The organism is Exiguobacterium sp. s16 (assembly GCF_018618115.1).
GTDB classification, from domain to species: Bacteria; Bacillota; Bacilli; order Exiguobacteriales; family Exiguobacteriaceae; genus Exiguobacterium; species Exiguobacterium mexicanum_A.
The window spans coordinates 531243-548571 of record NZ_JACSLM010000001.1; the positions used below are offsets into that span (position 1 = coordinate 531243).

Here is a 17329-nt window from a genome sequence, read left to right on the forward strand (position 1 = left end):
TTAGGAGGAATCTAAGGTGGCACAAAAATCGAGAAAAACTCCGGCGAAGCGGAAGCGACCGACGACAAGGCGTGCGAAAAAACAGCCAATCCCACTACGTACATATGGCTGGGTCATGTTCGTCATGTCGATCACGGCGTTCATCTTCTCCTTGTTCGACTTCGGTTGGGTCGGGAATCAGACGTCACTCCTCGCGACGACGTTATTCGGAGGCTGGGGGGCACTCACGTATTTGGCAATCGCATTCACGTTGCTCGTCTTTTTAAACGAATTTCGTCCGATGCAACGGACGGGCATCCTGTTCCTGTTCGTCTCGTTTCTCATGTTCGGAGATTTGGTATGGGGAGCGGAACGAGGGACGATCAACGGGGCGCTGTATCAGCTCAACCAATACTTGCTCTCCGACTTTGGGATCATCTTTTTAGGCGTGCTATGCATGATCATCGGGATCTCGCTCTTATCGCCAACGATTTGGCGGACGATCGGGTCGCGCCTGCTCGAGACCGGTACGGCCATCAAACAAGAGTGGAACGACCGGGAGCGGGTCAAACCGGCTCCGGTGTCCAATCGGAAGAAGGCGGTTTCGGCACCGGCAAAAGTTGAATCGAAGCCGGTCGAAGCCGAGCCTGAAGCAGACGCGGTGACGATGCATGACATCCCGATTGTCGGGTTCAGCGAGAAAGTCGTCGCCGAGAAACGTCCGAAAACGGAAGAGGTGGCCTCGACGGAGGAAGTGACGGAGCTACCGACCGAGGACATGATGATGACGGCGTCACAAGACGTGTCGGACACGTATGAATTGCCGACGTTCACCATCCTCAGCGAACCGGTCGTGACCGACCTGTCCGGCGAGAACGCCCGTCTGAAAGCAAATGCGACAAAACTCGTCCAGACGCTCAAATCGTTCGGCGTCGGTGTGAAGGTGTTAAAGATTCATCTTGGTCCGACCGTGACGAAATATGAACTGCAACCGGATATCGGGGTCAAAGTGAGCCGCATCACCTCGCTCAGCGATGACCTTGCCCTTGCGCTTGCCGCCAAAGACATCCGGATCGAGGCGCCGATCCCAGGAAAGGCCGCCATCGGGATTGAAGTGCCGAACCAGGAAGTGGCCCCGGTCTGTCTCCGTGAAGTGCTCGAGGCCGATCCGGTCAAGCGGGAGCAGTCGCCGCTCCTCGTCGCCCTTGGGCGCAGCATCAGTGGCGAGACGGTGACGATCGCCTTGAACAAGATGCCGCACTTGCTCGTCGCTGGTTCGACCGGTTCCGGGAAATCGGTCTGTATCAACGGCATGATCGTGTCGCTCTTGATGCGGACTCGTCCTGATGAAGTCCGGCTCATGATGATTGATCCGAAAATGGTCGAGTTGAACGTCTATAACGGTGTCCCACACTTGCTGACGCCGGTCGTGACGGATCCGAAGAAAGCTGCCCAAGCACTCAAACAAGTTGTCGCCGAGATGGAGCGGCGCTATGAGTTGTTCAGCCGTTATGGTGTGCGGAATATCGAAGGCTATAACGAACTCGTCGATAAATCGGACGATGAGGACGCCAAACGTCTGCCGTTCATCGTCGTCATCGTCGATGAGCTCGCCGATTTGATGATGGTCGCCTCGAACGACGTCGAGGACGCGATCATGCGTCTTGCCCAGATGGCACGGGCGGCCGGCATCCACATGGTGCTCGCCACCCAGCGTCCGTCTGTCGACGTCATTACGGGCGTCATCAAAGCGAACATCCCGTCCCGCATCGCGTTCGCCGTCTCGTCGCAGACGGATTCACGGACGATCCTTGACGGGGGAGGTGCTGAGAAGTTGCTCGGCCGGGGTGACATGCTCATGCTCGCCAACGGGATGAACAAACCGATCCGTGTGCAAGGTGCGTTCGTGTCGGACCAAGAAGTCGAAACGGTCGTCAATCATGTCATCGCCCAGCAACGGGCCCAATACGTCGAGGCGATGATGCCGAAAGAAGAAGAGGTCACGACCATTGATTCGGACGATTCATTGTTCGAAGAAGTCGTTCAATTCATCTTGACGCAAGAGACGGCGTCCACTTCGATGATTCAACGAAGATTCCGCATCGGTTATAACCGGGCAGCCCGCTTGATCGATTCACTCGAACAAGCCGGATATGTCGGGCCGTCAGAAGGCTCGAAGCCGCGGAAAGTGCTCATTAACCAACCAGAGGGTTAATAAATAAAACGAACGATTAGGTATAATCAATCCTAATCGTTCGTTTTTTATCTAATTTCAGATAATCCGGTTCAAACGACACGATCGGGGTCGACGTCATGTTGGGACGAACTAATATAGCACATCTGACCTATTTGATTCATTAGGACATACTACTAAAAATGTTGAACCGCTTTCATTTTTTAATACCGTTTTCATTTTACGATTTCTTTTCAAAGCCTGCCAGAACAGGTAATATAGACTATGAAGTGTACATAATCCCTTCACTTTAAAATATTTCCCTGATTCCGAACAAAAAGTATTGCGTTCTATTTCTCGAATCCCTATACTTAATATTGGCAAGGACATTCATACGTCAGATGTCTGAGCACTGGTAAGAAATAGGTAAAGGTGGTGAGGCCCATGTCGATCAAGCTCGATCATCGCTTGCTCTATCTTCGCGTGATTGAGAAAATCAAGCAAGATATCGACGATGGTGTCTATCGTGAAGGAGAGAAACTTCCTTCAGAATTCGAGTTATCGAAGCAACTAGGAGTCAGTCGAGCGACACTCCGGGAAGCACTTCGTATTCTCGAAGACGAGAAATTTGTCGTGCGGAAACATGGCGTCGGGACATTCATCAGTTCAAAACCCCCGTTTACTTCAGGGATTGAAGAGCTGTTCAGCGTCACGGACATGATCATGCGCGCCAAAATGACACCAGGAACGAAAGTGTTGGTGGCCGAAAAGGTTCTAGCGACCGAGAGAGAAGCCGAGCGTTTAAAAATCGAACCGAACTCACCGATTTATCGGATCGTCCGGATTCGATATGCGGATGAGACACCAGTCGTCTACTGTGTCGATAAAATCCCAGCCCATCTCGTCTCGAATCCGAAGGCGTTGACGGAAGGAAAGTCATTGTTTGATGCGCTCGAAAAAGAGGTAGGACGTCGGGTCGCATATGCGATCACGCACATCGAACCGAGTGTGAACGCTGAAATTTCGACGCAACTTCAAACGGACCAACCGTTACTGGCATTGAAACAATTGCATTACGATGAGAGCGACTTACCGCTGCTCGATTCGGCAAACTTTTTCCGAGCGGACCGCTTCGACTTCCACGTCGTCCGCAAACGCGTTTAAGCACGTTCGTTTTATCCGGAAACGGTTATTTTTGGGGAACAGCGTGAAAGCGCTTTCTTATACCGGTGTAAAGACTACTGATGACATGACAACCTTAATTGTTATGATCCGAAAGGGGAAACACGACGATGAACAAGAAAAAAACAATTCTCTCAGCTTTAGCAGCAGGTCTCACACTCTCGACAGTACTCGCAGCATGTGGCGGGGATGACAATGAAGGTGCTTCAAACGGCGAAGGCGGCGGCGAAGGCAGTGACTTCAAAGTAGCAATGGTAACCGATACTGGCGGTGTCGATGATAAGTCGTTCAACCAATCAGCTTGGGAAGGTCTCACGAAGTTCGGGGAAGACAACAACTTGACTGAGAACGAAGGATTCAAATATCTTCAATCATCGAAGCAAGCCGACTACCAGCCAAACTTGCAACAATTGGCACGCGATAACTTCAACTTGATTTACGGAATCGGCTTCTTGATGGGCGAAGACATCCAAAAAGTTGCTGAGCAGTTCCCAGACAACAACTTCGCGATCGTCGACATGGTCGTTGATGCACCGAACGTCGCATCAATCACGTTCAAAGAGCAAGAAGGTTCGTTCCTCGTCGGTGTTGTCGCTGGTCTTACTACGAAAACTGACAAAGTTGGATTCGTCGGCGGCGTTGAGTCTGACTTGATCAAGAAGTTCGAGAACGGTTATAAAGCTGGCGTCATGGCCGTTAACCCGGATGCGACAATCGACGTGAAGTACGCTGAAGACTTCAACTCAGCTGAAAAAGGTACAGCAATCGCTTCAGGTATGTACGGAGCAGGTTCTGATATCGTGTACCACGCAGCAGGCGGTACTGGGGTTGGCGTATTCACAGAAGCGAAAAACCGTAAGAAGAACGGCGAAGATGTATGGGTCATCGGTGTTGACCGTGACCAATACGAAGAAGGTCTTCCAGAAAACGTAACGCTTACTTCAATGGTCAAACGTGTTGACACGGCTACTTACGAAGTATCGAAACTTGCGATGGAAGATAAGTTCCCAGCAGGCGAAATCGTTGAGTTCTCTTTGAAAGACGATGGTGTAGGGATTGCTGAAACATCTGATGAGAACGTTTCAGCTGACGTCCTCGCAAAAGTTGAAGAGTACCGCACACAGTTGATCGACGGAGACATCACGGCTCCAGCGACTGACGCTGAGTTCGAAGAGTTCATGAAAACAGTAAAATAATTCATTGAGTTAGGGGGGACCCATGCGGTCTCCCTTTACTTAAAGTTAGGGGTGGACTTTCTTGGAATATGTAATTGAAATGCTCAATATTCGCAAAGAGTTCGGAACGTTCGTTGCCAACGACAATATCACCCTCCAATTGCGCAAAGGAGAGATTCATGCGTTGCTCGGCGAGAACGGGGCCGGAAAATCGACGCTCATGAACGTCCTGTTCGGTCTTTATCAGCCGGAAGGCGGGGAGATCCGCGTGCGCGGGGAGAAAGTGAACATTGAGAATCCGAACATCGCCAACGACCTTGGAATCGGTATGGTACACCAACACTTCATGCTCGTTGAGAAGTTCACGGTGACCGAGAACATCATCCTCGGCTCAGAGCCGAAGAGTGGACTGACGGTCGACCGGGCGACGGCGCGTAAAAAAGTCATGGACATCTCGGAACAGTATGGTCTTCGGATCGATCCGGATGCGAAAATCGAGGATATCTCGGTCGGGATGCAACAACGGGTCGAAATTTTGAAGACGCTCTATCGCGGGGCCGAAATCTTGATTTTCGATGAGCCAACCGCTGTACTGACGCCGCAAGAGATTCAAGAACTCATTCAAATCATGAAGCGTCTGATTGAAGAAGGTAAATCGATCGTTTTGATCACGCATAAGCTGAAAGAGATCATGCAAGTCGCCGATCGCTGTACGGTCATCCGTCGTGGACGTTATATCGGTACGATTGATATCGATGAGACGGTCAATGAAGATCGTTTGGCAGAAATGATGGTCGGGCGTGAAGTTAACTTTGATGCGGAATATTCCAAGGCAGATCCACAGCAAGTCGTCCTCGACGTCCAAAAACTTGTCGTCAAAGACAGTCGCGGGCTCAAAGCCGTCGACGGCTTGGATTTACAGATTCGTTCAGGGGAAATCCTCGGGATTGCCGGGATTGACGGGAACGGACAGACCGAATTGATTGAAGCCATCTCGGGCTTGAAGAAACCCGAGTCTGGAAAAGTGATGTTGAACGGGAAAGACGTGACCGGGTTCACGCCGCGCAAAGTGACGGAGTCTGGTGTCGGCCACATCCCGCAAGACCGGCATAAACATGGCCTCGTCCTCGATTATACGATTCGCGACAACATGGTGCTCCAAACGTATTATAAAGAGCCGTTCTCGAAGCGCGGTTTGATGAACTATAAAGCCGTGGCTGAGAAAGCGAAAGCGTTGATTGAGAAGTTTGACGTCCGAACTCCATCGGTCGACGTACCTGCCCGTGCCTTGTCGGGTGGTAACCAACAGAAAGCCATCATCGCCCGTGAAGTCGACCGGTCACCTGACTTGTTGATCGCGGCGCAACCGACGCGCGGTCTTGACGTCGGGGCCATCGAGTTCATTCATGAACAGCTCATCAAAGAGCGTGAAAAAGGACGCGCCGTCTTGTTGATCTCGTTCGAGCTCGAAGAGATTTTACACGTCGCGGACCGAATCGCCGTTTTGTATGAAGGGAAGATTGTCGGAATCCGTGATCCGAAAGAGACGACGGAGCAAGAACTCGGCTTCTTGATGGCCGGCGGTAAGAGAGGAGAAGAAACAGTATGAATAAACTAGGATTTAATCGACTGCTCATCCCGCTCTTGTCGATCTTGATGGGACTTCTCGTCGGGGCGATCGTCATGCTCATCGGTGGCTATGACCCGATTCGAGGGTTCTCGTCACTGTTTGAAGGCATGGTCGGCAGCCCGTACGCAATTGGTGAGACGCTTCGCGCCGCAGCGCCGCTCATCTTCTCAGGTTTGGCCGTCGCGTTCGCGTTCCGGACCGGCCTCTTCAACATCGGGGTCGAAGGCCAAGTGTTGATTGGCTGGGTGGCAGCGGTGTATGTCGGGATCAACTTTGATTTGCCGATGTTCATCCACTTGCCGCTCGCGCTTCTCGCGGCCATGTTCGCAGCAGCGCTCTGGGCGTTCGTACCTGGTTTCTTGAAAGCCAAGTTCCACGTCCACGAAGTTATCACATCGATCATGATGAACTATATCGCGCTCTACACGACGAACGCGATTTTGCGCAGTGTCATCGGGGTAACGAACGAACGCACCGAATCCATTAAAGATTCGGCGTCGCTCGCGTCACCGATGCTTCAAGAATTGACGACGTTCTCGCGCTTGCATTGGGGTGTCCTCATCGCCGTGCTCGCAGCGATCGTCTATTACTACATCTTGCAACGGACGACGCTCGGTTATGAGCTTCGTGCCGTCGGTTTCAACAAACACGCATCACAGTACGCAGGAATGAGCGTCAACCGGAACATCATTCTCTCATTCGTCATCTCGGGTATGTTCGCAGGACTCGCAGGGGCGATGGAAGGTCTCGGTACGTTCAACGGCATGACGCTCAGCGCCTCGTTCACCGGAGTCGGTTTTGACGGGATCGCCGTCGCGCTCCTCGGTGCGAACACGGCCGTCGGTGTCGTCTTGGCAGCTATCTTGTTCGCTGGACTCAATATCGGCGGACTCGCGATGCAGCTCGGTGCGAACATCCCATCTGAGCTCGTCAAAGTCATCATCGCCGCGATTGTCATCTTCGTGGCTTCAGGTTACGCCTTTAACTACGTGATTGACAAATTCAAAGGAAATCGTAAGAAAGGAGTGGAGAAAAAATGAGCTTCTTAGAAGTCCTCTACATCGTCGTGCCGGTTGCCTTAGCCTATGCGACTCCACTCATCATCGCGGCGCTCGGCGGCATCTTCAGTGAACGTTCGGGTGTCGTCAACATCGCCTTAGAAGGCATCATGGTCATCGGTGCTGCGACAGGAATTATCACGACGCTCACGTTGACAGATATGGGGCTGGGCGGTCTCAGTCCATGGATCTCACTTTTGGTCGCTATGGTCGTCGGTGCGCTCTTCTCGCTCTTCTTGGCGGTGCCGGCCATCCTTTGGCGGGCTGACCAGACGGTACTCGGGGTCGCGATCAACATGCTCGCGATCGGACTCGCCATCTTCGTCGTCCGTGTGCTTTACAACAAAGGGCAGACCGACTTCATCGAGTTTCGGATTGCCAAAGAGAACGTGCCGATTCTATCGGATATCCCGGTGCTTCGCATGTTCTTCATCAACGTGCAGTACACGTCGTTCATCGCGATCATTCTCGCGTTCGTCGTCTGGTTCGTCATCTTCAAGACACCGTTCGGTCTTCGTCTCCGTTCGGTCGGGGAACACCCGATGGCGGCTGACACGATGGGGATCAACGTCACGAAAATGCGCTTCATGGGCGTCATGCTCTCAGGAGCGTTCGGCGGACTCGCTGGTGCAGTGTACGCTGTCACCGTCACGACAAACTTCAGCGGGACGACGATCGTCGGTCAAGGTTTCTTGGCCATCGCCGCCATGATTTTCGGGAAGTGGAATCCGCTCGGCGCGCTCGGTGCCGGTCTGTTCTTCGGATTCGCCCAAGCGTTGTCGATCATCGGTAGCAATTTGCCGGTCATCAGCAACGTGCCGCAAGTGTTACTCTTGATTGCGCCGTATGCGCTCACGATCCTTGCTCTCGCAGGTGTCGTCGGACGTGCGGATGCACCGAAATCGGTCGGTATCCCATATATTAAAGGGAAACGCTAATCATCAAAAGGACAAATGTCCATTTCATCCAGGTTGTTTGACGCTTAAGTCAAACAACCTTTTTTGTTATACTGGTGTAGAGGTGAGACAATTGAAAAAATGGTGGCAACTGCTGATCGCCGTCGTGCTGAGCATCTCGCTCGCGGGATGCTCCGTCGACGACTGGTTCGCCGAACAAATCGACCCGCCAGAATCGCTCGTCGAACTCGAGTCCGATTTTCCGTCGGCGTCGGTCGCGCAACAAGTCGCACGGCCGCTCGGCAAGACCGAGACGGTCACGCTCGACCGCGTCATCGACGGAGATACGCTCAAAGTCGAGTTTGAGAACGGAGCGACCGAATCGATTCGTCTCTTGCTCGTCGATACGCCAGAGACGAGCCATCCGACGCTGCCGGTCCAACCGTTCGGAGAGGATGCGAAATCATTCGTCGAGCGTTGGCTGCCAGAAGGAGATACGATCACGCTCGAGTATGACGTCGGGCGCTACGATCGCTATCAACGGACACTCGCCTACGTCTGGTATGACGAAGCGATGTTGAACGAGGAATTGTTGCGCCGCGGGTTGGCGCGTGTCGCCTATGTGTACGCGCCGAACACGCAACACGTCGATGCGTTTCGGGAGGTCGAGCAGGCCGCGCGTCAGGAATTGCTCGGGATTTGGAGTCTTGAGGACTACGTGACCGGCAACGGCTTCGACCACGAGGCGACCGAGCCGGCCCAGCCGAAACGAGACACGGATGGATGTGACATTAAAGGGAATATCAATCGGGACGGAGAGAAGATTTATCACGTTCCGGGCGGGGCGAGCTATGAGCGAACGATCCCAGAAGAGATGTTCTGTACGGAAGAAGAGGCGCGTGAAGCGGGTTTCCGGAAAGCGACGCGATAAAAAAAGACATGTGCGCCCTTCAGGCACACATGTCTCTCTTATTCGTACTTGAGTGCGTCGCCATCGAACGATTCGTCCGCGACTTTAATTGAGTCGGTCGGGCATCCTTCGAACGCGTCCATCAAGTCCTCATACAATTCGTCCGGGACTTCGATCGTGCCCGTGTTGTCGTCCATCAAGTTGAACGCGAGGCCTTCGTCGTCATAGTCGAAGATGTCTGGGGCGGCTGCTCCGCAGGCCCCACATGCGATACATGTATCTTTATCAACAATCGTAAATTTTGCCATTTGTAACCCTCCATACGTTTCGTCTCTCTGCATAGAAATGATTTTCTACTGACTATGAGTAATTGTAGTCTACATACCCAAATATTTCAATGAGGAAACGAATAACGTTTTGGAAGCATAATTTTGACCGAGGAGGTGGAACGATGGTTCATTTAGCGGATGGGGTGTTGTTGCTTTCGATTGAGCGCTTGAAAGGGGAGCGCAGCGAGCGCAGTTTGTTTCATGTGTTGAACGGCAAACGTTCGGCGACGACACTGCAAGATGCCTTTTTTTATGACTTGGAACCAATTTTCGGATTGTTCCCCTATACGAAGTACGACTATGAGAAACTGCTCGCCTCGTTCGAGAAGCGAGGCTGGCTCAATCGTTCGAGCTTCACGTTGACCGAGGCCGGCAAGATGCTCGCTTCGCCGGAGGCGGTCAGTGAGCTGTTCGACCGACTCGGCGGTGAGTATCGGGACTATACGACGATGACGTGGAAGCGGCTCAGTTTGTTCGTCCAGACGTTCATGTCGCTCGAGCATGAGCGGACGTTCTATCCGGTGCAGGCCGATCGGCTGGCCGAACGCTGGGTCAAACAGATCGTCCGGACCGAGCGGGAGTGGCAACCGTTGATCCACAGCTTTCACCAGGAGCTTGAAACGGCGCTTGAAGAAGTGGGGGACCCGTACGCGACCGCCGTCGTCTATCGGTTCACCGGTGCGTTCGAGACAGGATACACGTATGAACAAATCGCCTCACTTCTCGATGTCGATGCGCGCACGGCTCGGCTCTATTTCTTGGCCGGCTGGAACGCCCTGTTGTGGAAGTTGCCAAGGGATGCCAAGTTGCTCGGCTTCGCGCACGGGTTGTCGAGCGAGCGGATGACGTTGTCGGCGCGCGAGTCGTATGAGCAGTTTTCGGCTGGTCGGACGTTCCAACAAGTCCAGTCCCAGCGACGGTTGCGCACGAGTACGATTGAAGACCACGTCGTCGAGATGGCGATGTATTTAGAGGAGTTCCCGCTCGACCAATTTGTTCCGTTCGAGCAAATCAAGCAAGTCGAGCAGTTGCGTGACGAGTCGAGCTGGGCGCTCAAGCCGATTTTTGAACAAATCGACGGGATCAGTTACTATCAAATCCGATTGGTGTTCGCGAGATTGAAACGAGGTGAGACATTTGTTTGAGAAGACGTTGAAGCGGGTGTTCGGCTACGACAGCTTCCGTCCCGGGCAACGGGATGTGATCGAAGCGGTCGCCGACGGCCAGGACGTGTTGGCCATCATGCCGACCGGAGCGGGCAAGTCGTTGACGTTCCAACTCCCGTCCTATCTTAAAAATGACGGGCTGACCATCATCGTGTCACCGCTCTTGTCGCTAATCGAAGATCAGATGCTCCACATCCGTGAACGCGGCGAGCGGGGAGTGGCGCGATTGACATCGATGGAGACGCTCGAGGAGAAACAAGACATCTTGAATCATTTGAAGCGTTATCGCTTCTTATACTTATCGCCCGAACAACTCGCCGTGCCGCACGTGACGCGGGCGCTCGCTCGGACGCGGATTCAAATGCTCGTCGTCGACGAGGCCCACTGTATCTCGCAGTGGGGCCATGAGTTCCGACCTGAGTATGCCCGTCTAGGCGAGTTGCGTAAACAACTCGGTAGCCCGCAGTGCATGGCCGTCACCGCGACGGCCCCGGAGACGGTGAAACGGGATATCATCGAGAAGTTGGCGTTGTTTTCGCCGGCGCAGTTCGTGCATTCGGCAAACCGGCCTGAGATTCGACTCATCGTCGAACGTCTCGAGTCCGAGGACAAGATGCGGCGGTTGAGCGAGCTCGTCCATGACGTCCCGAAACCGGTCGTCATCTATACGGCGACACGGCGTGAGGCCGAAGCACTCGCTCTTCATCTTGACGACGCCTTGTTTTATCACGGTGGCATGTCGACCGAGGACCGCCGGCTCGTGCAATCGCAATTTTTGCGAGATGAAGTCGCCATCATGGTATGTACGAGTGCGTTCGGGATGGGTGTGAATAAAGACAACGTCCGTTCGGTCATCCATTATCAAATCCCGGCCACGCTCGAGGCGTACATGCAAGAGATCGGGCGTGCCGGACGAGACGGCGAACCCGCATTTGCCGTCTTGCTCTATGCCGAAGGCGACGAACGCATCCAACAGTTTTTGATCGACCAACAATATCCGAAAGACAAAGACATCCGTCTCGCGTATTTGGAACGCGACAACGGCACGAGTCTGGCCCAGTTACCGCGTCTCTTGCGGTTGAACGAGGAAGACCCGGTCTGGGGATTGTTGAACCAAATGCTCGCCGAGCGGACGCTTGCCGAGGCGATCGATTGGGTAAAAGATAGAAAGCGGGCCCGCTATCGTCAACTCGGACAGATGATGGACTACGCCCTCATCAAGACGTGCCGGCGCGATTACTTGTTGAACTATTTCTCGGAACAACCGGTCAAACAAGCCGATTGTTGCGACGTCTGTGGGGAGATTGTGTTCCCGCCGTCGGTTCAAATTGTGTCTAAAAATGTGACAGATTGGAAACATCGTTTATCTCGTATCTTCTCCTTTGATTGATATCATAGTAAAATGATAAAAAAGGTAAAGGAGGGCACACGTTGCGACATCGGAACCAAGCGGACTCACTTCGTGAACAAGTGGTGGACACGTTGCCGTCTCGCGCTGAACGACAAGAGCATGAGCGGAAAGAAAAATTGAACGACAATTGGCTGAAACGGCCGCTCGCCATGATGCTGACATTGACGATGTTTGCCATTATTCTCGTATTTTTATATATAGGTCGTCATACAATATTTTTCTGACAATACGACGGGGACGTCGTATTTTTTTATGAGCAATCTCTGTTTTGTCGAACCAATCGCACAATCTCACCAATTTCTCACAGGAATTGCACAATAAAACAGGTAAAGCGCTTCAGATGGGTCTATACTAAATAAGAAGAACTTGTAGGAAAGGAGGGGCTGCTGTGCCGAAGTACTCCATTAAGACGGTCGCGTCGCTCACCGGGGTCAACCCGACGACGATTCGAGCGTGGGAACGCCGCTATCAATTCATCGTGCCGAGCCGGACCGAATCCGGCCACCGATTGTATTCCGACCAAGACGTCGAAAAGATTAAATGGGTCGTTGAAAAACAACGGGAAGGCTTGACCGTGTCCCAAGCGATTCAACAACTTCATGAAGCCCCGAAGCCGAAGCCTGCCCGCCTCTATGACGAGGAGCTCATGGACGGGTTGCTCGAGGCGTTACTTTCATTTGACGAACGCAAGGCGCACGATTTGATCAATCGTGCCTTTAATACGTTCAGTTTTGAGAAGGTCACGAAAGATATCATTGGTCCGTTGTTGATGGAGATCGGGACGCGTTGGGAGAATGGGGATATCACGATCGCGCATGAGCATTTTGCGACCGCTTTTTTGCGGGCCCGATTGTCGACCCTCTCGCTGCAGATGCCGATGAACCCATTTTTACCGCGGATCATTTGTGTGTGTGCCCCGGGCGAGATGCACGAGATCGGTCTGTTGTTCGTGACGCTTTACTTGCGTCAATATGGATACGACGTGATTTTCCTTGGTGCGGGCTTCCCGAAAGAGGATTTAAATGAGGCGTTGCACGATATCGACGCCAAGTGCTTGATTTTCTCCTGCACGTTGACGGAACATCTCGAGGACCTGAAAGAGGCGATGCGATTTATCCAAGCGGATCATCCCGATCTCGTCATCGGGGCCGGCGGATATGCCGTCAGCCTTCACGCGACCGAGTTTGAGTCGGCCTTCCTTGGAGATACGCCCGAGGCATGGACCGAGTGGTTGTCAACTATTTGACAGGTTGCACAAACGAGAGTAGCTTATAAAGTAGGATTGATTAATCTTTGGAGGTTTTCGTTTGAGATTTGAAAAGCAAACTAAAGAACATTTAAGGGTATATTTGACGGCGAGTGACCTTTCGATTCGAGGGATTGCCATCGATACGATCGTTGGCGAGAGTGGTCAAGACTTGTGGCGGGAATTGCTCGAGACGGCGGAAGCGGAATTCGGTTTCATGCCCCAAGGCACCGTCGACTTGAACGTGACGATGTTTCCCCGTGATGGGCTCGTCATCGACGTCCAAAAAGTCGAGGCAGCCGTCCCGGATGCGGATCAAGAACAAGTCGAGATCCGTTTGACGATCGATGTGATTCATCATCTGATTTATCAGTTTGATGATATCGAGGACGTCATCAACGCCTCGGTTCGTTTGTTCCCGCACATGCAGGATACGGAGCAGGGCGGGGCGCTCTACCATTATGACGGACACTATTATTTACACTTTGTCGAAGTGCTCAAACCGGACGTCGAAGAGCGGTTGGCCGCCATCTTGTCGGAATACGGCCGCACGACGACCGTTAGCCCTTACGTCATGATGGAGTATGGCAAGACGATTCAAACTGAACAAGCCGTGAAACAGCTGTACGATACGTTCGCGTAAGTACGGCTTTTTTACTGTTCTGTTTCTATTGTTTTCGGCCGACACATGGTATGATAAAACTTGAATTTTTGAGAAGTTAGCCGAAGGAGAGATTTGATGAAAGTCGCGGTATTATATGGTGGTGTATCAGGTGAGCGGGAAGTGTCGCTCACGAGTGGTAAAGGAATGATTGAAGCGCTCGAAGCACGGGGTCACGACGTCGTGGCGATTGATTTTCACCCGGACCGGGCCAATGAGCTGTTGACGCTTCAAGCCGACGTCGTCGTCAGCGCCCTGCATGGCAAATACGGCGAAGATGGCCGTGTTCAGTCGCTCTTAGAGATGGCCGGATTGCCGTACACGGGGTCGGGCGTTTTGGCATCAGCGCTCGCGATGGACAAAGCCCGTGCGAAAATTATTTTCGCCGCTGCCGGCATTCGCATCGCCCGTGACGTCCTCATCGAGTCGGGCGACGACATCGACGCAAAAATCGTCGAGTGGGGTGGTGAATTCCCATGTGTCGTCAAGCCGGCCCAAGAAGGGTCATCGAACGGATTGACGATCGCGATGGACGAAGCGATGCTCCGTGAAGGGATTGATAAAGCGTTCGCGTGCGATACGGCTGTCTTGGTCGAGCAATATATTAAAGGCCGTGAGTTGACGGTACCCGTCCTTGGGAATCACGGGGCTGAGGCCGCACTCCCGGTCATCGAGATCATCCCGAAAAATGAATTTTATGACTATGAGTCGAAGTATTCAGAAGGTGGATCGATTCACGTTTGTCCGGCCGAGTTGCCGGACGCGTTGACTGAAGAAGTTCAAACGGCTGCCATCAAAGCGCACCGTGCCCTCGGTTGCAGCGGTTATTCTCGTTCGGACTTCCTCGTCTCTGAAGATGGGCTCGCTTATATTTTAGAGACGAACACGCTTCCGGGTATGACACCGCTCAGCTTGTTCCCGGACAGCGCCCGGGCCGTCGGGATCTCGTACGGTGAGCTGTTAGAGCGATTCATCGAACTGGCACTAGAAAAGTAAGAAGGGAATTCCCCCTTCTTTTTTCATTTTAGAAAACGCTTTCATTATTTTTGTAAAAGCCTTTCAAATTGGGCGCGTATCAGCTATACTTTTAAACGAATACGAGGTTGATTCTTGGGGGAGAATTGACAATTTAGGGGAGGAAACCTTCATGATTACGGATCAAGAAAAAGGTCATCAAAAACGAAAAAACATCCTTGAATCGACACAAGAAGTGATACACGAGGCGCTTGATAAGCTCGGGTATCCAGAAGAGATGTATGAGCTCTTGAAAGAGCCACTTCGGATGTTGACCGTCCGCATCCCGGTACGTATGGATGACGGATCGACAAAGATTTTCACAGGATACCGGGCGCAACATAATGACGCGGTCGGACCGACGAAAGGTGGGATTCGCTTCCACCCGAGCGTGACGGAGGTCGAAGTGAAGGCGTTGTCGGTCTGGATGAGCTTGAAGGCCGGAATTGTCGACCTTCCATACGGTGGCGGTAAAGGCGGGATCGTCTGTGATCCGCGTGAGATGAGTTTCCGTGAAATCGAACGATTGAGCCGGGGTTATGTCCGAGCCATCAGTCAAATCGTCGGACCGACGAAAGATATCCCAGCGCCGGACGTGTTCACGAACTCGCAAATCATGGCGTGGATGATGGATGAGTATAGCCGCATCGATGAATTCAATTCGCCGGGCTTCATCACTGGTAAACCGCTCGTGCTCGGTGGCTCGCATGGACGTGAGACGGCGACGGCAAAAGGTGTCGCCATCATGATCCGGGAAGCAGCGCTGCGCCGTGGGATCGAATTGAAAGGGGCGCGTGTCGTCGTCCAAGGGTTCGGGAATGCTGGTAGCTTCTTGTCGAAGTTCATGCATGACGCCGGGGCGAAAGTGATCGCCGTCAGCGATGCATATGGTGCGATCCACGATGAGAACGGGCTCGATATCCCGTATCTTCTCGATCGTCGAGATTCGTTCGGGACGATCTCGACGCTCTTCAAGAACACGATCTCGAACAAAGAAATGTTAGAACTCGACTGCGACATCTTGGTCCCGGCCGCGATCGAGAACCAAATCACCGAAGACAACGCCGACAACATCAAGGCGTCCATCGTCGTCGAGGCCGCCAACGGACCGACGACGAACGAAGCGACCCGCATCTTGACAGAACGCGGCATCCTGCTTGTCCCGGATGTGCTCGCTTCGAGCGGTGGGGTAACCGTCTCGTATTTCGAATGGGTTCAAAACAATCAAGGTTACTATTGGACGGAAGAGGAAGTGGAAGAGAAGCTTGAGAAAGTGCTTGTCCACTCGTTCAATACGGTATACAATACCTCGTCGGCGCGTAAGGTCGACATGCGTCTCGCCGCCTATATGGTCGGTGTGCGCAAGATGGCAGAAGCGTCGCGCTTCCGCGGTTGGGTATAATTAGACAGCGAAAAGAGGGAGAACCTGGCTTCAGGTTCTCCCTCTTTTTGTCGATTACGTGGTCACACCGTTGCGCTCCCGAAGCGTCTCGGCGATCGCTTGGCCATGGAATCGGCCGTTCTCGATAAAGATTTTATTGGCATCATTTCCGGCGGCGACGACACCGGCGATGAACAAGCCGTCGACGTTCGTCTCGAACGTCGTCTCGTCAAACGAGGGCACACCGGTCTCCTCATCGACTTGGACCCCGGCATCGGCGAACAGCCCATGGTCGGGCAGGTAGCCCGTCATGGCGAGGACGTGGTCGGTCTCGAGCCGATGTTCTTCACCGTGCTGACGATAGACGACGTGATGCGGTTCGATTCGAACGATCTCCGCTTCGAGCTCGAGTCGCACCTTGTCATGACGGACGAGCGAGTCAAAAGTCGGCAGAACCCACGGTTTGACGGACGGACTGTAACCGTCTCCACGGTAGAGTACCGTGACGTGGGCGCCGGCCTTCTCGAGCTCGATGGCCGCGTCGACCGCGGAGTTCTTACCGCCGATGACCGTCACGCGTTGTCGGTAAAACGGATGCGCTTCTTTGAAATAATGCGTGACGTGCGGCAACTCTTCACCTGGGACGTCCAACGTACGAGGACGGCCATAATACCCGGTGGCCAAGATGACATAATCGGCCTGACGCTCTTTGACGCCGTCACGGTCATGGCGTGACCGAACGATGAACCCGTCCTCGGAACGCGTGACCGTTTCGACCGTCTCGAACGGTTGGACGTTGAGACCGGTCCGGCTGACGACTTCCCGATAGTAGACGAGCGCGTCTTGACGACGCGGTTTCAAATCTTTACAGATAAACGGGATATCCCCGATTTCGAGCAAGCTGGCAGAAGAGAAAAACGTTTGATGGGTCGGATACCGATAGATGGCATCGACGATATTGCCGCGCTCGATGACCGTGCACGAGATGCCGATCCGTTCTAATTCGATCGCAGCCGACAGCCCACATGGTCCGGCGCCGACGACGATAGCATGTTTATTCAATGAAATCACCTCATCCCTCATTGTATGGAAGGACGAAACGGTTGGCAAGCCGCCAA

16 protein-coding genes are annotated in these 17329 nt (G+C 53.1%); 14 read left to right on the plus strand and 2 right to left on the minus strand.

Features of this window, described 5'->3' with window-relative positions; genetic code table 11:
- Positions 1-16 precede the first annotated feature (16 nt).
- The 7 genes from KNP86_RS02755 to KNP86_RS02785 all read left to right on the plus strand — a co-directional run bounded on the left by KNP86_RS02755 (position 17) and on the right by KNP86_RS02785 (position 9024).
- Positions 17-2194 (plus strand): DNA translocase FtsK, encoded by a 2178-nt coding sequence (locus KNP86_RS02755; RefSeq protein ID WP_214752744.1) that lies wholly within the window; start codon positions 17-19, stop codon positions 2192-2194.
- A gap of 402 nt (positions 2195-2596) precedes the next feature.
- Positions 2597-3316, plus strand: coding sequence for a GntR family transcriptional regulator (locus KNP86_RS02760; RefSeq protein WP_034777294.1), 720 nt, complete (start codon positions 2597-2599; stop codon positions 3314-3316).
- 128 nt (positions 3317-3444) lie between these two features.
- The gene (locus KNP86_RS02765) at positions 3445-4530 is read left to right on the plus strand and encodes a BMP family lipoprotein (RefSeq protein WP_034777296.1); all 1086 of its coding nucleotides are present in this window, start codon (positions 3445-3447) and stop codon (positions 4528-4530) included.
- Positions 4531-4591: 61 nt separating this feature from the next.
- Positions 4592-6118, plus strand: a complete 1527-nt coding sequence (locus tag KNP86_RS02770) for an ABC transporter ATP-binding protein (protein WP_034777297.1) — start codon at positions 4592-4594, stop codon at positions 6116-6118.
- Positions 6115-7179 carry an ABC transporter permease gene (locus tag KNP86_RS02775; RefSeq protein ID WP_034777298.1) on the plus strand — a complete coding sequence of 355 codons (1065 nt, stop codon included), beginning with the start codon at positions 6115-6117 and terminating at the stop codon, positions 7177-7179. The genes KNP86_RS02770 and KNP86_RS02775 overlap by 4 nt, the downstream gene beginning before the upstream one ends.
- Complete coding sequence (locus tag KNP86_RS02780) at positions 7176-8135, plus strand: ABC transporter permease (RefSeq protein WP_034777299.1); 960 nt, start codon at positions 7176-7178, stop codon at positions 8133-8135. Before KNP86_RS02775 ends, KNP86_RS02780 begins: the two co-directional genes overlap by 4 nt.
- An 82-nt stretch (positions 8136-8217) precedes the next feature.
- On the plus strand, positions 8218-9024 hold the full coding sequence (locus tag KNP86_RS02785) for a thermonuclease family protein (RefSeq protein WP_214752746.1): 807 nt from the start codon (positions 8218-8220) through the stop codon (positions 9022-9024).
- Positions 9025-9062: 38 nt separating this feature from the next.
- Here KNP86_RS02785 and KNP86_RS02790 read toward each other — a convergent pair whose 3' ends face one another.
- Positions 9063-9311 (minus strand): ferredoxin, encoded by a 249-nt coding sequence (locus KNP86_RS02790; protein ID WP_021067177.1) that lies wholly within the window; start codon positions 9309-9311, stop codon positions 9063-9065.
- A 143-nt stretch (positions 9312-9454) separates the two neighbouring features.
- Between KNP86_RS02790 and KNP86_RS02795 the strand changes: the two genes are divergently transcribed.
- From KNP86_RS02795 to KNP86_RS02825, 7 genes are all read left to right on the plus strand, one after another.
- On the plus strand, positions 9455-10477 hold the full coding sequence (locus tag KNP86_RS02795; RefSeq protein WP_251130401.1) for a YpbB family protein: 1023 nt from the start codon (positions 9455-9457) through the stop codon (positions 10475-10477).
- Positions 10461-11888 (plus strand): RecQ family ATP-dependent DNA helicase, encoded by a 1428-nt coding sequence (locus KNP86_RS02800; protein ID WP_214752748.1) that lies wholly within the window; start codon positions 10461-10463, stop codon positions 11886-11888. The genes KNP86_RS02795 and KNP86_RS02800 overlap by 17 nt, the downstream gene beginning before the upstream one ends.
- 41 nt (positions 11889-11929) lie before the next feature.
- Positions 11930-12133, plus strand: a complete 204-nt coding sequence (locus tag KNP86_RS02805; protein WP_034777302.1) for a hypothetical protein — start codon at positions 11930-11932, stop codon at positions 12131-12133.
- 164 nt (positions 12134-12297) lie between these two features.
- Positions 12298-13155 carry a MerR family transcriptional regulator gene (locus KNP86_RS15755; RefSeq protein ID WP_034777304.1) on the plus strand — a complete coding sequence of 286 codons (858 nt, stop codon included), beginning with the start codon at positions 12298-12300 and terminating at the stop codon, positions 13153-13155.
- A gap of 61 nt (positions 13156-13216) precedes the next feature.
- Positions 13217-13798, plus strand: a complete 582-nt coding sequence (locus KNP86_RS02815; protein ID WP_034777305.1) for an adaptor protein MecA — start codon at positions 13217-13219, stop codon at positions 13796-13798.
- Between the two features lie 96 nt (positions 13799-13894).
- On the plus strand, positions 13895-14812 hold the full coding sequence (locus KNP86_RS02820; RefSeq protein ID WP_214752750.1) for a D-alanine--D-alanine ligase: 918 nt from the start codon (positions 13895-13897) through the stop codon (positions 14810-14812).
- A 151-nt stretch (positions 14813-14963) separates the two neighbouring features.
- Complete coding sequence (locus KNP86_RS02825) at positions 14964-16232, plus strand: Glu/Leu/Phe/Val family dehydrogenase (RefSeq protein ID WP_021067184.1); 1269 nt, start codon at positions 14964-14966, stop codon at positions 16230-16232.
- 54 nt (positions 16233-16286) lie between these two features.
- Here KNP86_RS02825 and KNP86_RS02830 read toward each other — a convergent pair whose 3' ends face one another.
- The gene (locus KNP86_RS02830) at positions 16287-17294 is read right to left on the minus strand and encodes a YpdA family putative bacillithiol disulfide reductase (protein WP_214707497.1); all 1008 of its coding nucleotides are present in this window, start codon (positions 17292-17294) and stop codon (positions 16287-16289) included.
- Positions 17295-17329 lie beyond the last annotated feature (35 nt).